Raw genomic sequence first — 18,169 nt, forward strand, 5'->3', positions numbered from 1 at the left:
GCACCGGTGAACGACCGATACGACGCGGGGTACGGAGAGGGCCAGTACGAACTCGTCGGCTACGACGAGTACGGCCGGCCGGTGTACCAGCAGGTCCCGGCACAGCCGTCTCCGCAGCAGCCCTACGATCCTTACGCCCAGCAGGGCTACGGCTACGACCCGTACGCCACCGGGCAGCAGCCGGCCCAGCCCTACGGCACCGGCAACCAGCGCCCTGCCCCGTCCTACGACGCGTACGACACCGGCCACCAGACGCCCGCCTCCTCCTACGACACCTACGGCGGCAGGGGCGCGGCGAACGCGTACGACCCGTACGGCCGGACCGCGACCAGCGGGCAGCACCCGCGCGTCGCCGAGCAGACCGCCCACATCCCGCAGCAGGCCGGCCCGGCCGGGGAGCCGGAGCCCCAGGCCGGCCCGGAACGCGACTACCACACCGGGCAGTTCGCCTTCGTCGAGGAGCCGAGCGACGACTCCGAAGACGTCATCGACTGGCTGAAGTTCACCGAGAACCGCACCGAGCGCCGCGAGGAGGCCCGCCGCCGCGCCCGCAGCCGGATCGTCGCCCTGCTCGTCGTCCTCGCCCTCGTCGCCGTGGGCGGTGTGGGCTACCTCTGGTACGCCGGAAAGCTGCCCGGCCTGCCCTCCTCCGGCTCCAAGTCGGGCACGGCGACGCCGGCGGCCGCCCAGAAGCGTGACGTGATCGTCGTCCACCTGCACAACACGGGCAAGGGCGGCACCTCCACGGCGCTGCTGGTCGACAACACCACCACCGAGCAGGGCACGACCGTCCTGCTGCCCAACTCCCTCGCGCTCACCGGCGACGACGGCAGCACCACGACCCTCGCCAAGTCGGTCGACGACGACGGCGCCTCCGGCACCCGCGACCAGCTCGACACCGTCCTCGGCACCAACATCCAGGGCACCTGGCGCCTGGACACCCCGTACCTGCAGAACCTCGTCGACCTGGTCGGCAACGTCGACATCGACACCAACACCGACGTCCCCGACCCGGACGCCAAGAAGAAGGGCACCTCACCGCTGGTCCACAAGGGCAAGGCCCAGACCCTCAGCGGCAAGGCAGCCGTCGCCTACGCCACCTACCGCGCCTCCGGCGAGGCCCAGAACGCCCAGCTGGAGCGGTTCGGACAGGTCATGCAGGGCGTGCTGCGCAAGATCTCCTCGGACGCGCAGGGCGCCACGGTCACCGTGCAGACCCTCGCGCAGATCCTCGACCCGCCGCTGACCGACAAGGACCTCGGCGCCTTCCTGGCCAAGCTCGCCGACCTCGCCAAGGGCGGCGACTACAGGACGGCCCTGCTGCCCGTGCAGTCCGACGGCACGCTGAGCGCCCGGACCAGCGACAGCGTGGTGAAGGACATCCTCGGCGGCACCGCCAAGAGCCCCGACGCGGGCTCCGCGGTCCGGGTCTCCGTCCAGAACGCCACCGGCGTGAAGGACGACACCGAGAAGGCCCGCGTGGTCCTCCTCAACGGCGGCTTCACCTTCCTGGAGGGCGGCACCGCGTCCGCCGCCCAGGCCACCTCGAAGGTGCGCTACGCCGATGCCGCCGACAAGGCGAACGCCGCCGAGGTCGCCAAGACCCTGGGCCTGCCCGCCGGCTCCGTGACCAAGGGCACCGTCTCCTCCGGCGCCGACGTCTCGGTCGTCCTGGGCAGCGACTACAGGCCCGCCTCCTCCTGACAGCGGCAGGGGCACCCCGTGTGATCCGTTAATCACATGGGGTGCGCCCGGCGGTCCGTGAGACCCTTGGTGTCAAGTGACCCCTTGACGGAAAGCCATGTAGTGACCGCCACTGATCGTTCCCTTGAGCTCATCAACACCGCTGCCCAGGCGGCGGCCGACAAGCTCGCCCACGACGTCATCGCCTACGACGTCAGCGACGTACTGTCGATCACGGACGCCTTTCTGCTGGCCTCCGCGCCGAACGACCGCCAGGTCAGGGCGATCGTCGACGAGATCGAGGAGCGCCTGCTGAAGGAACTCGGCGCCAAGCCGGTACGCCGCGAAGGAGACCGCGAGTCCCGCTGGATCCTGCTCGACTACGTCGACATCGTCGTCCACGTCCAGCACAGCGAGGAGCGTGTCTTCTACGCCCTGGAGCGGCTGTGGAAGGACTGCCCCGAGCTCGAGCTGCCCGCCGACGCCAAGGCCACCCGAGGCAAGGCCGAGGAGCACGCCAAGCTGCAGGCCGCCGACGCCGCCGACGAGCCGGGCGGGGAGTGGTGATGACCGCCACCGGCGAGGTGAGCGATCGCAAGGACCGGGGCCGCCGCATCATCCTGTGGCGGCACGGCCAGACCTCGTGGAACGTGGAGCGCCGTTTCCAGGGCACCACGGACGTCGAGCTGACCGAGACCGGCCTCGGCCAGGCCCGTCGGGCCGCCCGGCTGCTCGCCTCCCTCGGCCCCGACGCGATCGTCTCCTCGGACCTCCAGCGGGCCGCGAAGACGGCCGCCGAGCTGGCCACCCTCGCCGGCCTCGACATCGTCCGCGAGGAGGGCCTGCGGGAGACCTACGCGGGCGTCTGGCAGGGCCTGACGCACGAGGAGATCATCGCCCGGTACGGCGAGCAGTACGCCGCCTGGAAGCGCGGCGAGGCGGTCCGTCGCGGCGGCGGCGAACTGGAGACCGAGGTCGCCGACCGCGCCGCCCCCGTCGTGCTGCGGCACGCCGAGAAGCTGCCCGAGGACGGCACCCTCGTGGTGGTCAGCCACGGTGGCACGATCCGCACCACCATCGGCCGGCTCCTCGGCCTGGCGGCCCAGGACTGGGAGAGCCTCGGCGGCCTCTCCAACTGCTGCTGGTCCGTGCTCGGCGAAGGCGCCCGCGGCTGGCGGCTGCTGGAGCACAACGCGGGTACCCTCCCGGAGCCCGTCCTCGGCGACGACGACTGACCCCTGCCCCCGGATTTCACTTTCTGGCAGGTCACAGGCTAAAGTTCTTCTTGTTCGCCCCGCTGAGCGGGAAGAACACCAGGGGCTATAGCTCAGTTGGTAGAGCGCCTGCATGGCATGCAGGAGGTCAGGAGTTCAATTCTCCTTAGCTCCACTGATCGACACTCGGTCGAGTTGTCAAAGATCGGTGAAGAGGATCCCGTCCCCTCAGGGGGCGGGATTTTCTGTGTTCACCCTTGAGTCGGTCGGGGCCCTGTGGGCGTATAGCTCTGCGGAGACGTTGTCGGTGTGCCCGTGGGTGCGGCACGGATCGGCCGGAGTGGGGGCCGTGTCCGGACTGGTACTGAGGCGTCGCTGACCGTATTGGCCCGGCCGTGGCAGAATCAAACGGCCGGAAGGGGGCGCGGCCCGACGGGAGGAGTAGCGATGCCTGCGAGCATCCTTGAGGAGGGCGGCCACCTCCTCGGTGCGGCGTTGATACGGGACACGGCGACTCGGCTCAGCTGCCCTTCCTGCGGTTCCGCGCGTGTCGCCCAGGTTCTCGGGGACAACGGCGGAATCTCCTACGTGTGCACGGCCTGCGGCCACAGCTGGAGCTGATCGATGGGTGCACACAGGCGAAAGTGCGACTGGTGCGGCAGCGGTACGCCGATCGTCCGTGACATGGAACCGATCAATCCCGACTACCAGTACTGGTGCGAGGAATGCGCGCGGGCGCTGATCATAAAAGGCGACCCGATCGAGACCTACCGCGAGCTGGAGGGCGAGCCGATCTACGGCCGGCTGCTCGAGGAGCACTGCACGCTCAAGAGGTTCTACTCCTTCGTGACCGCTTGACGCGCCGCTGACCGCGGCCGGGGGATCGGCAACGATGTCCGGGCCAGCGCGAGGAACAGCGCGGCGGACCCTCCGTAGAGGGCCGACAGCGTCAACTGGACTCCCGTCTGATGCAGTTCGGGCCGGCCGGGGCCGTGCGGCACCCACCACGGGGCGTACGAGCAGAAGACCAGTGCCGTCCCCAGGGCGGCCGCCCGGTGTCCGCGCGTCCACAGCAGCAGCACCAGGGGCACGCACCACACCCAGTGGTGCGTCCACGACACCGGACTGATCAGCAGCGCCGTGACCGCGCAGGCGCACACCGCCCAGGGCCGCATCCCCCGCAACTCCGCCGTCACCGCCACCGTGAGCCCCAGGACGGCCGCCACGGCCGCGACAGCGACCCAGAGGGCTCCCGGGTCGGGTGTGTGCAGCAGACGGGCCAGAACGCCGCGCAGGGCCTGGTTGGCGGTGGCCTCGACGTACCCGGCCCGGTCCGTGCGGAACACCATGTCCGTCCAGAACCGCCACGAGTCGTACGGCAGCGCCGCCGCCGCGAGGAGTGTCGCCCCGGCGAACGCGGCGGCAGCCCCGCGCGCGTGCCGCAGCCAGGACCCGCCTTCCCCGCCCCCGAGCCGGGCCACGACACCCGTGGCGAGCAGGAACAGCGGGAACAGCGCGGGGGTCAGCTTGACCGCGGCGGCGAGCCCGAGCCCAGCCCCGGCCAGACGGCCGTACCCGCCGGCGGGACGGCGGGTCAGATCCCACAGCACCAGGGCGGCGAGCAGCAGGTTGACCTGGCCGTAGCGCAACGTCGTCCACACCGGCTCGCACCAGACGGCCACCGCCGCGACCCACCAGACGCTCTCCGCGCGTGCGTGGCCGACGAGTTTCAGCGACAGCCGTACGAACACCACGAGCAGGGCGAGATTTCCCGCCGTCGCCAACACCCGCAGCGTCAGGGGGTCCGGCAGGGTCAGCGCGGTGAACAGCAGGGCGGCGAACGGCGGGTAGGTGGAGGGCAGGTGCGTGGCGGTCGCCCGCAGCGCGTACAGGTCGCCTCCCGAGCGGACGGCGGCCCCCTCGGCCCGGTACACCATCAGGTCGATCATCGTCACGTGCGCGGCCCGCTGTGCCAGCCAGAACGCGGTGAACGACACCAGGCACGCACCCACGGCCAACGGCACCCGGCGCCGGGCTCCGGAGAACGCGATCAGGGTCACGAATGCAGACATTAGCCCCCGTACGAGGGCAGAGCGGAAACCGATTTGGTGCTGCACCCCGGGGACCGTGTAATGTTGGCGTCGCCGCCGGGGGAACCGGGCGGAACACCGCAAGGGGCTATAGCTCAGTTGGTAGAGCGCCTGCATGGCATGCAGGAGGTCAGGAGTTCAATTCTCCTTAGCTCCACAGAAGTCGAAGGCGGATCATCCGAACGGATGGTCCGCCTTCGGCGTGTTCCACGTTGCTCACGGCTTCACGGGCTTCCTGGCCTTTCCGGGTTGTCCGGAACGAGCAGACCGAAGGCGGTCACCCGGCTCGGGTGACCGCCTTCGGTTTCGCTCAGCGTCCGAGGGCGCGGCGGCCGCGTCCCTGGGACAGGACGGGCAGGTTGCGCGAGGGCGCCTGCCCGCGCGTGTCCTCCTCGATGCGCAGCGCCAGTGCCGGGCAGCGGCGCACCGCGCGCAGCGCCTTCGCCTCCGCGTAGCGCGGCACCTGCGCCTGGGCCACGGTCGGGAAACCGTCCGCGCCCAGTTCGAAGACCTCCGGGAGGATGTCGGCGCAGAGACCGTGCCCCCGGCACAGCGTCCAGTCGACGTAGATCTTCTGGCGGCTGGAGCCGCTCTCCTCGGGCTCTGCGCCGCCCGGGATGCCCGCAGGGGCCCTGCCGCCCTCGAAGAGCGGCAGAACGCCCTCCACGGGCCGTCCGCAGCCGTTTCCGAGGACGTGTGCGGCCAGGTCGTCGGTGAACGCCTTGATGGTCGACTCGAGGAACATCGCGGAGCCGTCGGGGTGCGAACACGCCCCGCGCCGCTTCACGTTCTTCGCGACCTGCTTCAGCGCCTCCAGGGCGGCGGGTCCGCCGCCGTTGAGGATGTCCTCCATGCCGCGCGCGGCGGCGGGCAGTCCGAGGTAGCAGGGGCCGCACTGGCCGGCGCTCTCCTCGGCCAGCCACTGGGCCACCCGCAGCGACTCGCCCAGCGGGCAGGTCTCCTGAGTGATCGGCAGGATCGCGCCCGCGCCCAGCGCACCGCCCACCGCGTCCAGGGAGTTGCGGGAGACGATCGCCTCGTTGACCGTGGCCGCGTCGATCCACTTGCCGTGGTAGCCGCCGGTCAGCACGCCCTGCGGCACCGGCGGGGCGCCGGCCAGCTGCAGGACGTAGCGCAGCGGCACGCCCGTGGGGACCTCCAGCACCATCGGGCGGGCGACCGCGCCGGAGACCGTGAGCATGACGGTGCCGGGCTCGTCGTACAGGCCGGTGTTGCCGTAGCGCTCGGGGCCGATGCGGGCGGCGATGGCCAGCTGCGCGAACGTCTCCGCGTTCGACAGCAGGGTGGGTGCCCCGCCGACGCCGGACTGCGAGGCGCTGATCTTGCGGCCGGGCGGGATCGCCGGGCCGCCGTCGACCGAGCGGATCAGCGACGCGGCGGCGCCGGTGACCATGCGCACGGGGTTGCGCTGCACCCACGCGCGCAGTGCCGATCTACGGCTGTTGCTCAGGCCGCGCTCGGCGAGCGCGGCCTCCATGGAGCGCTGGGTGGACTCCCGGGTGACCCCGATCACGAGTGTGCGGGCACCGAGGGCCTCGGCGCACAGCAGGGCGCCGTCCAGGATGAGGTGCGGGGCACGGTTGATGAGCACCGTGTCCTTGCGGCAGGCCGGTTCGTCCTCACTGCCGTTCACGACGACGACCGGCCGCACCCCACGCTTGATGGCGGACTCGGCGACCGATCGCAGCTTCTTGTGGAAGGGGAAGCCCGCGCCGCCGCGGCCCTTGAGGTTGATGGCCTCGGCGAGTTGGGCGAGTTTCTCGCCGCTCAGCGGGTCGAGCGGCCCGTGCACCTTCAGGTGCATGGGCAGATCGAGCCGCTCCACAAGGTCGAAGCCCGACGTGAGCTGCGGAAGTCCGACCACGCGGACTTCGGGTACGTCGGGCAGGGCCTCGTTCACCTATAGCCTCCGGAAGGCATGTTCCAAGGTTCGCCCGAACCCGGCGTCTCGTACGAGGTGCCGGGGTTTGGTTCTGTGGCGGGACCGCTGTTGTACGTGTCACCCGAGTTGTACGTGCCATAGAGGTTGTTCGTCTCACCGGTGTCGTACATGTCACTTCCGCTGTATCCACCGGTGCCCGTATTGCCGTAGACCGGGATGGTGTATCCCGTGTCCTGGAGCGGGTCGTACGCCGACGGCGGGGCCTCGCCGACCGGCGGCGGGGACGGGATCGGCCAGCTCCCCGAGGTGCTGGACGGGCCGTCCATGCGTGGCATCGCCTCCGTGGCCTGCATGTCCAGCGGCAGATCCATGCGTGTGGTCTGGCCGGTGGCGAACTGCTGCTGGCCCGGAGCGGACCCCGGAGTGGACACCGCGCGGTAGGCCGCGGCGAAGCCGGACGCGGGCTCGGCTGCCGGGCTCGCGGGGGTCTGGTACAGCGACGAGGCGGCGGGGGCAGACCTCTCGGCCGGTGCGGCCTTCGGCTCGCGCCGGCCCTCGAAGCCGGACTCGGCGACCCGGGAGCGGCTCGCCTCCAGGCCCTCGAGCCCCTGTCGCTCCTCGCTGCCGATGAGCGCGACGATCCGGTCGGCGACCTTGCGCTTGAACGGGCGCGGCGCGGCCCGCAGCGCGAGCGCCGCCATGATGCCGACCAGGCACAACTCGTACGAGATCATGAAGAACGGCTTCGCCGCGCGCCCGGCGAACAGGCCGTGGATCAGCGCCGCGCACAGGGCCGGGTAGGCCAGCATGTGCATGGCGCGCCAGCGCGCCGCCACCGGAGCCGGGGAGGCGAACTGGTTGCGCAGCGCGCCGGTGACGCCCACGAAGATCATGAGCAGGGCGGCCAGCGAGCCGAGGCCGATCAGTCCCCCGCTGCCCGCGACGCCGAGGCTGAAGGGGATCAGCGCGGCGATCAGGACGGTGTGTCCCAGGGCCAGCTTGATCGTGATGTGCACCAGGAGGAACGCGATCGAGGCCACCGCGAGCACCCGGTGGATGGCTTGGGCGACGATCCGCTGACGGGTGTTGAGGATGAGCCGGTCCTGCGTGACCAGACCCCAGATCACCGAACTGGTGAGGCTGACGAGCGACAGGACGCCCGCACCGAAGTTCAGGAAGTCCTGGAGCCAGCCGCCTCCGTACACCACCACCACGGGTATGAGCAGCAGGACGACAGCAGTCGCCACCCCATAGGCCGACCGGCCCGCTTTGGGGAGTGAGCTGTTACTACGACGAGGGTTCATGGGGGCAACTCCGAGCAGTTTCGGGAAGGCGGTCCCGCTGCCGAACTTTAGGTGGCGCCATACCGATCAGTACGAGGTTTGAGTTATTGCGTTGTTATCAAAGGACAATGCGACTGTGTCGATGTCCCTTAGCGGGTGTTACGCGAAGTAATCTTTGACCTTCGTTCAGTTCTGGTCGGGTTCGTGGCATGTCCACAAGGCATACGGATGATCGTCGCCCCTTGCTCAAGGGCTGCGGTACCCTAGCGCCATGCGTGCCGTACGCCTTCTGCTTAGCGGGCCGCGCTGATCAGTACCGACCCCCGGTCGAGCCGGGCGGGTCGGCATCGGCGCGGCGTCCCCTCCTGTGCGAGGGGTTTTTTCGTTTCTCAAGGACACAGCCGCAGGCAGAGACGATCGATGGAGCTTTGAGGATCATGAGCGAGACGAACCCCGCTGCCCCCGCCGAGGTGGCCGCGCCGCACCGCTACACGGCCGCCCTGGCTGCCGAGATCGAGGCACGCTGGCAGGACTTCTGGGACGTCGACGGCACCTACGCGGCGCCGAACCCGAAGGGTGACCTGGCCGGCGACGCCGAGCTGGCCGCCCGGCCCAAGAAGTTCATCATGGACATGTTCCCGTACCCCTCGGGTGCGGGCCTGCACGTCGGCCACCCCCTGGGCTACATCGCCACCGACGTCTACGCCCGGTTCCAGCGCATGACCGGCCACAACGTCCTGCACACCCTGGGCTTCGACGCCTTCGGCCTGCCCGCCGAGCAGTACGCCGTGCAGACCGGCACGCACCCGCGCGTGTCCACCGAGGCCAACATCGAGAACATGAAGGCCCAGCTGCGCCGGCTGGGCCTGGGTCACGACAAGCGCCGGTCGTTCGCCACGATCGACCCGGACTACTACAAGTGGACCCAGTGGATCTTCCTGCAGATCTTCAACTCCTGGTACGACGACGAGGCCCGCAAGGCCCGCCCGATCTCCGAGCTGATCGCCCAGTTCGAGTCCGGTGAGCGCGCCGTACCGGGCGACCACGGGCGCGCGTGGAACCAGCTGACCGCCACCGAGCGCTCCGAGGTCCTGAGCGAGTACCGCCTGGCCTACGCCTCCGACGCGCCCGTCAACTGGTGCCCCGGCCTGGGCACCGTGCTGGCGAACGAGGAGGTCACCGCCGACGGCCGTTCCGAGCGCGGCAACTACCCGGTCTTCAAGGCCAAGCTGCGCCAGTGGAACATGCGCATCACCGCCTACGCGGACCGGCTGCTGGACGACCTGGAGGAGCTGGACTGGCCCGAGGCCATCAAGCTGCAGCAGCGCAACTGGATCGGCCGCAGCGAGGGCGCCCGCGTCGACTTCCCGATCGACGGCGAGCGCATCACGGTCTTCACCACCCGCCCGGACACCCTGTTCGGCGCGACCTACATGGTGCTGGCCCCCGAGCACCCGCTGGTCGACAAGTTCACCCCGGCCGCCTGGCCGGAGGGCACCCACGACGTGTGGACCGGCGGCCACGCCACCCCGGCCGAGGCCGTCGCCGCCTACCGCGCGCAGGCCGCCTCGAAGTCCGACGTCGAGCGCCAGGCCGAGGCCAAGGACAAGACCGGCGTCTTCATCGGCGCGTACGCGACCAACCCGGTCAACGGCGACCGGATCCCGGTCTTCATCGCCGACTACGTCCTGATGGGCTACGGCACCGGCGCGATCATGGCTGTCCCGGCGGGCGACCAGCGCGACTTCGAGTTCGCGCGCGCCTTCGAGCTGCCGATCCGGTGCATCGTCGAGCCGACCGACGGCCGGGGCACCGACACCTCGACGTGGGAGGACGCCTTCGGGTCGTACGACGCGAAGATCATCAACTCCGCCAACGACGAGATCTCCCTGGACGGCCTGCCCGTCGCCGAGGCCAAGGCGCGCGTCACCGAGTGGCTGGCGCGCAAGGGCATCGGTGAGGGCACCGTCAACTTCCGCCTGCGCGACTGGCTGTTCAGCCGCCAGCGCTACTGGGGCGAGCCCTTCCCGATCGTCTACGACGAGGACGGCATCGCCCACGCGCTGCCCGAGTCGATGCTGCCGCTGGAGCTGCCGGAGGTCGAGGACTACTCGCCGCGCACCTTCGACCCGGACGACGCCGACACCCAGCCCGAGACGCCGCTGTCGCGCAACGAGGAGTGGGTCGACGTCACCCTGGACCTGGGCGACGGGCCGAAGAAGTACCGGCGCGAGACCAACACCATGCCCAACTGGGCCGGTTCCTGCTGGTACGAGCTGCGCTACCTGGACCCGCACAACAGCGAGAAGCTGGTCGACCCCGAGATCGAGCAGTACTGGATGGGCCCGCGCGAGGGCCAGCCGCACGGCGGTGTCGACCTGTACGTCGGCGGCGCCGAGCACGCCGTGCTGCACCTGCTGTACGCGCGCTTCTGGTCCAAGGTCCTGTACGACCTGGGGTACGTCTCCTCCGCCGAGCCGTTCCACAAGCTGTTCAACCAGGGCATGATCCAGGCCTTCGTCTACCGCGACAGCCGCGGCATCGCCGTGCCGGCCGCCGAGGTGGAGGAGCGCGACGGCGCGTACTACTACGAGGGCGAGCGGGTCACCCGGCTGCTGGGCAAGATGGGCAAGTCCCTGAAGAACGCGGTGACTCCGGACGAGATCGCCGCCGAGTACGGCGCGGACACGCTGCGCCTGTACGAGATGGCGATGGGCCCGCTGGACGTCTCCCGGCCCTGGGACACGCGCGCGGTGGTCGGCCAGTTCCGGCTGCTGCAGCGGCTGTGGCGCAACATCGTCGACGAGAACACCGGCGAGGTCACCGTCACCGACGCCGAGCCCGACGAGGACACGCTGCGTGCCCTGCACAAGGCGATCGACGGCGTGCGCCAGGACCTGGAGGGCCTGCGCTTCAACACCGCCATCGCCAAGGTCACCGAGCTGAACAACCACCTGACCAAGGGCGGTGGCGCGGTGCCGCGGTCGGTGGCCGAGCCGCTGGTCCTGATGGTCGCGCCGCTGTCCCCGCACATCGCCGAGGAGCTGTGGCGCAAGCTGGGCCGCACCGACTCGGTCGTCCACCAGGACTTCCCGGTCGCCGACCCGCGGTACGTGGTGGACGAGACCGTGACCTGCGTCGTGCAGATCAAGGGCAAGGTCAAGGCCCGTCTGGAGGTGCCGCCGGCCATCTCCGAGGAGGAGCTGGAGAAGGTGGCGCTGTCCGACGAGAAGGTCGTCGCGGCGCTGGACGGCGCGGGCATCCGCAAGGTGATCGTGCGGGCGCCTAAGCTGGTCAACATCGTTCCGGCCTGAGACGAGGTCTGAGCAGACGTCCGAGTACCGGAACGCCCGGGGGCCCCGGACGCCGGGGGAATCCGGCGTCGGGGTAGTCCCCTACGGGCAGGTTCGGGGTTTTTCTGGAACTCCGGGCCTGCCCGCTGCGTTTACCGTGGAGAACACAGCGGCTCGTGCCGCATCCGGCGGAGGAGGAGCGTCATGGAAGCAGTGATCACCGTGTTCGCCCTGTTCTTCCTGCTCTTCGTCGGCCTCGGAGCCTTTGTCACGATCAAGGCGTTCGGCGCCGCCAAGCGCGGAGTGGACCGTACGATCGCGCAGGCCAGACGCACGGTCGAGGACCACACCCTGCGTGCCAAGTCCTTCGCCCAGGTCGGCCCGGCCGGAGAGATCGCCCAGCTGCGGCTCACGCTGCGCACCTCGATGCGCGCCACCCAGGAAGCCCTGTACGCGGGCGTGCCCGAGGACGAGTCGCTGAAGGAGTCCCTCGGCCTCTTCGAGCGGCTCAGCACGCACGGCCGCGAGCTGGACGCCGACCTCAAGCGTCTGGAGTCCGAGCCGGACCGGGCCGCGCTCGCCGCACGGCTGCCCGAGCTGCGCAGTCGCACCGAGCGCATCACCAAGTCCGCCGACTCCCTGCGCTGGGCCGCCCGCGACCGGGCCCGCCGCTTCTCCGAGGACGACCTGGACTCGCTCAGCGCCCAGATCGACGTCGAGGCCGGTGCCCTTCGCCACTGGACGCGGGACGAGCCCACACCGGCACCCCCGCCGTGGCCCGCCGCCCCGGCCGCCGCCGACGGCCCCGAGGCCCAGCAGCAGACCTGGCAGGAAACACCCGGCTCCCGCACCGCCGATGAGCCGGCGGCCCGGGCGATCACCCCGCCGACGCAGCGCCCTTCCTACCCCTGGCAGAAGAAGCCGCGCCCCGAGAGCACCACATGACCGGTCCGCTTCCGGACCGGTAGACAGGGGCTGGGCTGCCGCGTGAGCGCTACGGCAGGTAACCTCCAGCTCATGTCCCGCCATGTCGCTATCGTCACCGATTCAACGGCCTACCTGCCGCCGCGGACGATGGAGCGTCACGGCATCACAGCGGTGCCCCTGACCGTGGTCCTCGGCGACCAGGCGCTCGAAGAGGGCACCGAGATCTCGACCCGTTCCCTGGCCCAGGCGCTGCAGAAGCGGCGCCCGGTCACCACGTCCCGCCCCAGCCCCCAGATGTTCGCGGAGACCTACCGCAGGGTCGCCGAGTCCGGCGTGAGCGGCATCGTCTCCCTGCATCTGTCCGCCGAGCTGTCCGGCACCTACGACGCGGCGGTCCTCGCGGCGCGTGAGGCTCCGGTGCCGGTGCGGGTGGTGGACACCGGGATGGTCGCGATGGCGCTGGGCTTCTGCGCGCTCGCCGCGGCCGAGGCCGCGGAGGCCGGCGGCACGGTGGACGAGGCCGTGACGGCGGCCGAGAAGCGGGCCGCGGGCACCTCCGCCTACTTCTACGTCGACACGCTCGACTATCTGCGCCGCGGCGGTCGCATCGGCGCCGCACAGGCCCTGCTCGGTTCCGCACTGGCCGTCAAGCCGCTGCTCCAGCTGGACGGTGGCCGCATCGAGCTGCTGGAAAAGGTCCGTACGGCGTCCAAGGCGATCGCCCGTCTCGAGGAGATCGCGGCCGACCGGGCGGGCGGCGCCGAGGTCGACATCGCCGTCCACCATCTCGCCGCCCCCGAGCGGGCCGCCGCCCTCGCCGAGCGGCTGCGGGAGCGGGTGCCCGGACTGGCCGACCTGCATGTCAGCGAAGTCGGCGCGGTGATCGGGGCGCACACCGGGCCCGGGCTGCTGGGGGCGGTCGTCTCGCCGCGCTGACGCCCGTGCTTCCCGGGCTGCTGTCACTCGTGCGAGTGGTGGAGTTCTCCACAACCGGGCGGTAATCCCCGGGAATTGACCAAGATCATCGTGAAGTGGCGAGATGTTCCATCCTCGTCGCATGGCACTTCGATCACGCTCACGCACCGCCACCCCGACCAGCGGACCGGGTCGTGGCCCCACCTCCGACGGGCGCATCCGCCGCCACCCCACCGACCGTAGCCGCGCCCGTCACCGCGTGCCCGCACCCGCGGAGGAGCTGCGCCGCCGTGCGGAGCTGCTCTTCGGCGAACGAGCCGTGCAGTGGCGGGAGTCGGGCAACGCGCCGCCGGAGAGGCAGCTGTCGGCGCGTACGGCGACGGGGGTGGGGGCGGCGCCTGGATCGAGGACCGCGTTGCCCGAACTCGCCGGGGCTCGCGTGCTGTCCACCGAGCCGGGGCCGGATGCGGTGCCCGAGGAGCAACTGGAGCGCCCGGCAGGCCATTCGGTGACTGCGGAGCCTGTCGCGCCGGGCCTGCGGGAGCGGGCCGGGCTCGCTCTGCGGGAGCGGATGCCGGTGTGGTTGCAGGTGCGGTGCGGGGTGGAGCGGCGGGGAGTGGTCGCGCTCACCGTGGTGCTGGTGGTGGCCGCCGTGTTCGCCGTCCAGCACTTCTGGGCCGGGCGGACGCAGACCGTGAGCGCTCCCCAAGTGGTGCGTGCCGGGGCGCCGTTCGCCGGGAAGGAGGACGGCGCGAAGTCCGGGGGTGCCGTGAGCGCATCGGCGAGGCCGGGTGGGGAGATCGTCGTCGACGTCAGCGGCAAGGTGCGCAGGCCGGGGATCCGGCGGCTGCCGGCCGGCTCGCGGGTGGCGGACGCGTTGCGGGCGGCGGGCGGAGTACGGCCCGGTGTGAGTACCGAGGGGCTCAACCGGGCCCGCTTCCTGGTGGACGGCGAGCAGGTCCTGGTCGGCGCGTCCGCAGGAGCGGCGGCCGTCCCGCCCGGCCCCGGCGCCGGTGCGGGTTCCGGACCGGCGGCGCCGGTCTCCCTCAACACGGCCACCGCGGACCAGCTCGACACCCTGCCCGGAGTCGGCCCCGTGCTGGCCCAGCACATCATCGACTACCGCACCCGCCACGGCGGCTTCCGCTCGGTGGACGAGCTGCGCCAGGTCAACGGCATCGGCGACCGCCGCTTCTCCGACCTGCGGACCATGGTGCAGCCATGAGCGGCCTCTCCGAGCAGCCGCCGCCGCCCCCGACCGACCTCCGTCTGGTGCCCCCGGCACTCGCGGCCTGGGCGACGGCTGCCCTGGTCCTCGATGCTCCGCCGGGCTGGAGCGCCGGCATCGCCCTCGCCTGTCTGCTCGCCGGAGCGGTCCTGCTGTCGGCCCGGCGGTGGGGGAGGCCGGTCGGGCCGCCCGTCCGGTTCGCCTGGGCCCGTGCCCCGGTCGCCGCCGTGCTCCTGTGCGTGGTCGCGGCCGCCGCCTCCGCCGGGCTGCACGGGGCGGATGTGCGGCGCGGGCCGGTGCCCGAGCTGGCGCGACGGTTCGCGACCGTGACCGCCGAGGTCGAGCTCACCGGCGACCCCTGGCTGAGCAGGCCACGGGTGCGGGGTGATCACGCGGCGCCCGTGGCGGTGCTGGCCAGGGCGGAGGTGCGGCGCGTGGAGGCGGGCGACGGGTCCGGGGTACGGACGCGGACTCCCGTGCTGATGGTCGTCGACACGGACGTGCCCGCGCCACGCGCACCTCCCACGAGGGACGTGGCCGGCGTGCGGGGCACGAGCGGTGCGCGCCCGGGATGGCTCGGGCTGTTGCCGTCCACCCGGCTGCGGGTGAACGCCCGGCTGGCGCCCGCGCTGACGGGTGGCGACCGGACAGCGGCCGTGCTGCGGGTGCGGAGCGAGCCCGTGCCGGAGGTCGTCGCGGGGCCGAGCGGGCCGCAGCGGCTGGCGGGACGGCTCAGGGCCGGGTTGCGGGAGGCGACCGAAGGACTGCCGGCGGATGCTCGGGCGCTGCTTCCCGGGCTGGTCGTCGGCGACACCTCGCGGATCACACCCGAACTGGACGACGCCTTCAAGGAGGCGGACCTGGCGCACACGCTCGCCGTCTCGGGCAGCAATCTCACGATCCTGCTCGCGTTGCTGATCGGGCCGCCCGGTCTCGCCCAGCGCGTCGAGCGCCGGGGACTCGCCCCGCGCCTGGGGCTCTCGCTGCGGGCCACCGCCCTGCTCGCGGGAGCGCTCACGCTCGGTTTCGTGATCGTGTGCCGGCCCGACCCCAGCGTGCTGCGGGCCGCGGTCTGCGGCGCGGTCGCCCTGCTCGCGCTGGCGACGGGGCGCCGCAGATCGCTGGTCCCGGCGCTGGCCACGGCAGTCCTCCTGCTGGTGCTGTACGACCCCTGGCTGGCCCGCAGCTTCGGCTTCCTGCTCTCCGTGCTGGCCACCGGTGCGCTGCTCGTGCTCGCGCCGGGCTGGAGCGAGGCGCTGCAGCGGCGCCGGGTGCCCGCCCGGCTCGCCGAGGGGCTGGCCGCGGCCGCCGCCGCACAGGCCGTGTGCGCGCCGGTCGTGGCGGTGCTGTCGGCCCGGGTGAGCCTGGTGGCGGTGCCCTGCAACCTGCTGGTCGAGGTGGCGGTCGCTCCGGCCACCGTGCTGGGGTTCGCCGCGCTCGCCATGGCGCCGGTGGCGATGCCGCTCGCCAAGGTGCTGGCCTGGTGCGCCGGTTGGCCCGCCGGTTGGATCGCGCAGGTCGCCCGGACCGGGGCGGCGTTGCCCGGCGCGGGAGTGGACTGGCCGGGGAGCTGGCCCGGGGCGCTGCTGCTCGCGGCGGTCACCGTGGCGGTCGTCCTGGCCGGCCGGCGCCTGCTGCGGCACCCCTGGTGGTGCGGTGCGCTCGGTGTGCTGCTTCTGCTGGTGGTGGTGCGGCCGGCGCCGCTGACCCGGGTGATCACGGGCTGGCCGCCGCCGGACTGGCGGTATGCGATGTGCGACGTCGGGCAGGGCGACGCGACCGTGCTGGCGGCCGGCGAGGGGGCCGGGGTGGTCGTGGACACCGGACCCGACCCCGCACTGGTCGACCACTGCCTGCGGGAGCTGGGCATCACCCGCATTCCCCTGGTCGTCCTGACCCACTTCCACGCCGACCACGTCGCGGGGCTGCCCGGTGTCCTGCGCGGCCGCTCGGTGGCCGCGATCGAGACCACGGACTTCGAGGAACCGGCCGACCAGGTCGCGTTCGTACGGAAGGAGGCGGCCGAGCGGCACATCCCGCTCTCCCAGGCCGCAGCAGGAGAGGAACGGCGCACCGGACCGGTGAGCTGGCGGGTGCTGTGGCCGCCGGCCGCCCCCGTACCGGGGCAGATCCCGGCGGTGGAACCGGACGGACCGAACGACGCCAGTGTGGCCCTGCTGGTCCGGACCGGCGGACTGCGGCTTCTGCTGCTCGGGGACCTCGAACCCCCGTCCCAGCAGGCCCTGGCGCACTCACCGGCCGCGGCCGGGCTGGCGGGGGTGGACGTGCTGAAGGTGGCCCACCACGGCTCCGCCTACCAGGACCCGGACCTGATACGGCTGGCCGCTCCCCGGGTGGCGCTCATCTCCTGCGGCGCCGACAACCCCTACGGCCACCCGGCACCGGCGACCGTGGCCGCGCTGCGGGCGGGCGGGGCGACGGTCCTGCGCACAGACCGGGACGGAGCGCTCGCGATCGGCGGAGGCGGAGGCGGGGCCGGGGGCAGAGGCGGCAGCGGTAGCGGCGCGGCGGACCGGGAGGTGCGGGTGACGAGAGACTGAGCGTGAGCCTGCGGCTGGCCCCGAGCCCGAGACCGCCCCTGGCACCACCGACACGCCACGAGTTCGCCGAGACTAGGGGTATGAACTCAGCACAGGCAGGCGCCTATCTCCGCCGGCTCGGTGCCACCCGCCCGCCGCACCCCACCACCGAGGCCCTGCGCGAGCTGCATCTGCGCCATCTGCGGACCGTGCCGTTCGAGAACCTGTCCATCCACCTCGGAGAGGAGATCGTGCTGGAGGAGAAGCGGCTGCTGGACAAGGTGGTCGAGGGGCGGCGGGGCGGGTTCTGCTACGAACTCAACGGCGCGTTCGGGGCGTTGCTCGCCGCTCTCGGATACGAGGTCCGGCTGCTGGCGGGGCGGGTGTACGGGGACGAGGGGCGCCTCGGCATCCCGTACGACCATCTCGCGCTGCGGGTGCGGACGGCGGACGGCGGCGACTGGCTCGCCGACGTCGGGTTCGGGGCGCACAGCCACTGGCCGCTGGCCTTCGCGGAACGCGGGGAGCAGCCGGACCCCGGCGGGGTGTTCCGGGTGGCGGAGGCCGGTCCCGACGACGCCGGGGTGCTCGGCGGCGGCGAGGCGGACCCGGCCGACGGCGCGGACCTGGATGTCGTGCGGGACGGCAGGCCGCAGTACCGGCTGGAGACGCGGCCGCGCGCCCTCGGGGACTTCGCGGCGGGCGCCTGGTGGCACAGCACCTCGCCGCAGTCCCACTTCACCCGCTCGCTGGTCTGCTCGCGGGTCACGGAGGACGGCGGGCGGATCACCCTCGCCGGGCGGACGCTGACGACGACGGCGCCCGGCGGCCGGAAGGAGGCGCGGGAACTGGGCACGGACGAGGAGGTGCTCACGGTGTACCGGGACCGGTTCGGGATCGAGCTCGACGGGGTCCCGGCCGTGCGGAGCCGCGACCGGGGAGGGGTGCGGATCACGTGAGCCCGGCCGATGCGGGCCCGGGCCCCGGGGCCCGGGCGGGGCGGCCGGGGGGGGGGCGCGGGGGGCCCCCCCCCGGTGGGGGGGGGGGTTGGGGGGGGGGGCCCCGCCCCCCGCCGCGGGGCCCGGGGGGGGCC

General features: G+C 72.2%; 14 protein-coding genes and 2 tRNA genes. 13 read left to right on the forward strand and 3 right to left on the reverse strand.

Annotated features, from left to right (window positions below; translation table 11 throughout):
* Positions 1-6 precede the first annotated feature (6 nt).
* The 6 genes from ACIRVH_RS05470 to ACIRVH_RS05495 all read left to right on the forward strand — a co-directional run bounded on the left by ACIRVH_RS05470 (position 7) and on the right by ACIRVH_RS05495 (position 3,755).
* Positions 7-1,704: a LytR C-terminal domain-containing protein gene (locus ACIRVH_RS05470; RefSeq protein WP_403948402.1), complete on the forward strand. Its 1,698-nt coding sequence runs from the start codon at positions 7-9 to the stop codon at positions 1,702-1,704.
* Positions 1,705-1,806: 102 nt separating this feature from the next.
* The gene (gene rsfS, locus ACIRVH_RS05475; RefSeq protein WP_403948404.1) at positions 1,807-2,250 is read left to right on the forward strand and encodes a ribosome silencing factor; all 444 of its coding nucleotides are present in this window, start codon (positions 1,807-1,809) and stop codon (positions 2,248-2,250) included.
* Positions 2,250-2,918 (forward strand): histidine phosphatase family protein, encoded by a 669-nt coding sequence (locus ACIRVH_RS05480; RefSeq protein WP_403948406.1) that lies wholly within the window; start codon positions 2,250-2,252, stop codon positions 2,916-2,918. The genes rsfS and ACIRVH_RS05480 overlap by 1 nt, the downstream gene beginning before the upstream one ends.
* Positions 2,919-2,999: 81 nt before the next feature.
* Positions 3,000-3,072 (forward strand) — tRNA-Ala (locus tag ACIRVH_RS05485).
* A gap of 272 nt (positions 3,073-3,344) precedes the next feature.
* Positions 3,345-3,518, forward strand: coding sequence for a hypothetical protein (locus tag ACIRVH_RS05490; protein ID WP_386571858.1), 174 nt, complete (start codon positions 3,345-3,347; stop codon positions 3,516-3,518).
* 3 nt (positions 3,519-3,521) lie between these two features.
* Positions 3,522-3,755 carry a hypothetical protein gene (locus ACIRVH_RS05495; protein WP_006136074.1) on the forward strand — a complete coding sequence of 78 codons (234 nt, stop codon included), beginning with the start codon at positions 3,522-3,524 and terminating at the stop codon, positions 3,753-3,755.
* Here the strand turns inward: ACIRVH_RS05495 and ACIRVH_RS05500 are convergent.
* Positions 3,734-4,969, reverse strand: a complete 1,236-nt coding sequence (locus ACIRVH_RS05500; protein WP_403948408.1) for a glycosyltransferase 87 family protein — start codon at positions 4,967-4,969, stop codon at positions 3,734-3,736. The two genes, ACIRVH_RS05495 and ACIRVH_RS05500, sit on opposite strands and share 22 nt — an antisense overlap.
* A gap of 102 nt (positions 4,970-5,071) precedes the next feature.
* Here ACIRVH_RS05500 and ACIRVH_RS05505 point away from each other — a divergent pair.
* Positions 5,072-5,144: transfer RNA gene (locus tag ACIRVH_RS05505), tRNA-Ala, on the forward strand.
* 153 nt (positions 5,145-5,297) lie between these two features.
* Here ACIRVH_RS05505 and ACIRVH_RS05510 read toward each other — a convergent pair.
* Positions 5,298-6,908 (reverse strand): NADH-ubiquinone oxidoreductase-F iron-sulfur binding region domain-containing protein, encoded by a 1,611-nt coding sequence (locus ACIRVH_RS05510; RefSeq protein ID WP_403948410.1) that lies wholly within the window; start codon positions 6,906-6,908, stop codon positions 5,298-5,300.
* Positions 6,905-8,137 carry a cytochrome b/b6 domain-containing protein gene (locus ACIRVH_RS05515; RefSeq protein ID WP_403948412.1) on the reverse strand — a complete coding sequence of 411 codons (1,233 nt, stop codon included), beginning with the start codon at positions 8,135-8,137 and terminating at the stop codon, positions 6,905-6,907. The genes ACIRVH_RS05510 and ACIRVH_RS05515 overlap by 4 nt, the downstream gene beginning before the upstream one ends.
* A gap of 473 nt (positions 8,138-8,610) precedes the next feature.
* Between ACIRVH_RS05515 and leuS the strand changes: the two genes are divergently transcribed.
* The 6 genes from leuS (at position 8,611) to ACIRVH_RS05545 (ending at position 18,035) form a co-directional block, all read left to right on the forward strand.
* Positions 8,611-11,487: a leucine--tRNA ligase gene (gene leuS, locus ACIRVH_RS05520; protein ID WP_403948414.1), complete on the forward strand. Its 2,877-nt coding sequence runs from the start codon at positions 8,611-8,613 to the stop codon at positions 11,485-11,487.
* 183 nt (positions 11,488-11,670) lie between these two features.
* Positions 11,671-12,411, forward strand: coding sequence for a hypothetical protein (locus tag ACIRVH_RS05525; protein WP_403948415.1), 741 nt, complete (start codon positions 11,671-11,673; stop codon positions 12,409-12,411).
* Between the two features lie 72 nt (positions 12,412-12,483).
* Positions 12,484-13,329: a DegV family protein gene (locus ACIRVH_RS05530; protein ID WP_403948416.1), complete on the forward strand. Its 846-nt coding sequence runs from the start codon at positions 12,484-12,486 to the stop codon at positions 13,327-13,329.
* Positions 13,330-13,450: 121 nt separating this feature from the next.
* Positions 13,451-14,533 (forward strand): helix-hairpin-helix domain-containing protein, encoded by a 1,083-nt coding sequence (locus tag ACIRVH_RS05535; RefSeq protein WP_403948417.1) that lies wholly within the window; start codon positions 13,451-13,453, stop codon positions 14,531-14,533.
* A complete protein-coding gene (locus ACIRVH_RS05540) occupies positions 14,530-17,097 on the forward strand; it encodes a ComEC/Rec2 family competence protein (RefSeq protein ID WP_403948418.1) in 2,568 nt (855 codons plus the stop codon). Before ACIRVH_RS05535 ends, ACIRVH_RS05540 begins: the two co-directional genes overlap by 4 nt.
* Positions 17,098-17,177: 80 nt before the next feature.
* The gene (locus tag ACIRVH_RS05545) at positions 17,178-18,035 is read left to right on the forward strand and encodes an arylamine N-acetyltransferase (RefSeq protein ID WP_403948420.1); all 858 of its coding nucleotides are present in this window, start codon (positions 17,178-17,180) and stop codon (positions 18,033-18,035) included.
* The last annotated feature ends 134 nt before the right edge of the window (positions 18,036-18,169 follow it).

This window comes from Streptomyces sp. NPDC101165 (assembly GCF_044768135.1).
GTDB lineage: Bacteria > Actinomycetota > Actinomycetes > Streptomycetales > Streptomycetaceae > Streptomyces.

Coding starts and splice junctions, on each gene's coding strand:
- ACIRVH_RS05480 (WP_403948406.1), top strand. CDS start 2,250: ATGACCGCCACCGGCGAGGTGAGCGATCGCAAGGACCGGGGCCGCCGC.
- ACIRVH_RS05490 (WP_386571858.1), top strand. CDS start 3,345: ATGCCTGCGAGCATCCTTGAGGAGGGCGGCCACCTCCTCGGTGCGGCG.
- ACIRVH_RS05495 (WP_006136074.1), top strand. CDS start 3,522: ATGGGTGCACACAGGCGAAAGTGCGACTGGTGCGGCAGCGGTACGCCG.
- ACIRVH_RS05500 (WP_403948408.1), bottom strand. CDS start 4,969: ATGTCTGCATTCGTGACCCTGATCGCGTTCTCCGGAGCCCGGCGCCGG.
- leuS (WP_403948414.1), top strand. CDS start 8,611: ATGAGCGAGACGAACCCCGCTGCCCCCGCCGAGGTGGCCGCGCCGCAC.
- ACIRVH_RS05525 (WP_403948415.1), top strand. CDS start 11,671: ATGGAAGCAGTGATCACCGTGTTCGCCCTGTTCTTCCTGCTCTTCGTC.
- ACIRVH_RS05530 (WP_403948416.1), top strand. CDS start 12,484: ATGTCCCGCCATGTCGCTATCGTCACCGATTCAACGGCCTACCTGCCG.
- ACIRVH_RS05535 (WP_403948417.1), top strand. CDS start 13,451: ATGGCACTTCGATCACGCTCACGCACCGCCACCCCGACCAGCGGACCG.
- ACIRVH_RS05540 (WP_403948418.1), top strand. CDS start 14,530: ATGAGCGGCCTCTCCGAGCAGCCGCCGCCGCCCCCGACCGACCTCCGT.
- ACIRVH_RS05545 (WP_403948420.1), top strand. CDS start 17,178: ATGAACTCAGCACAGGCAGGCGCCTATCTCCGCCGGCTCGGTGCCACC.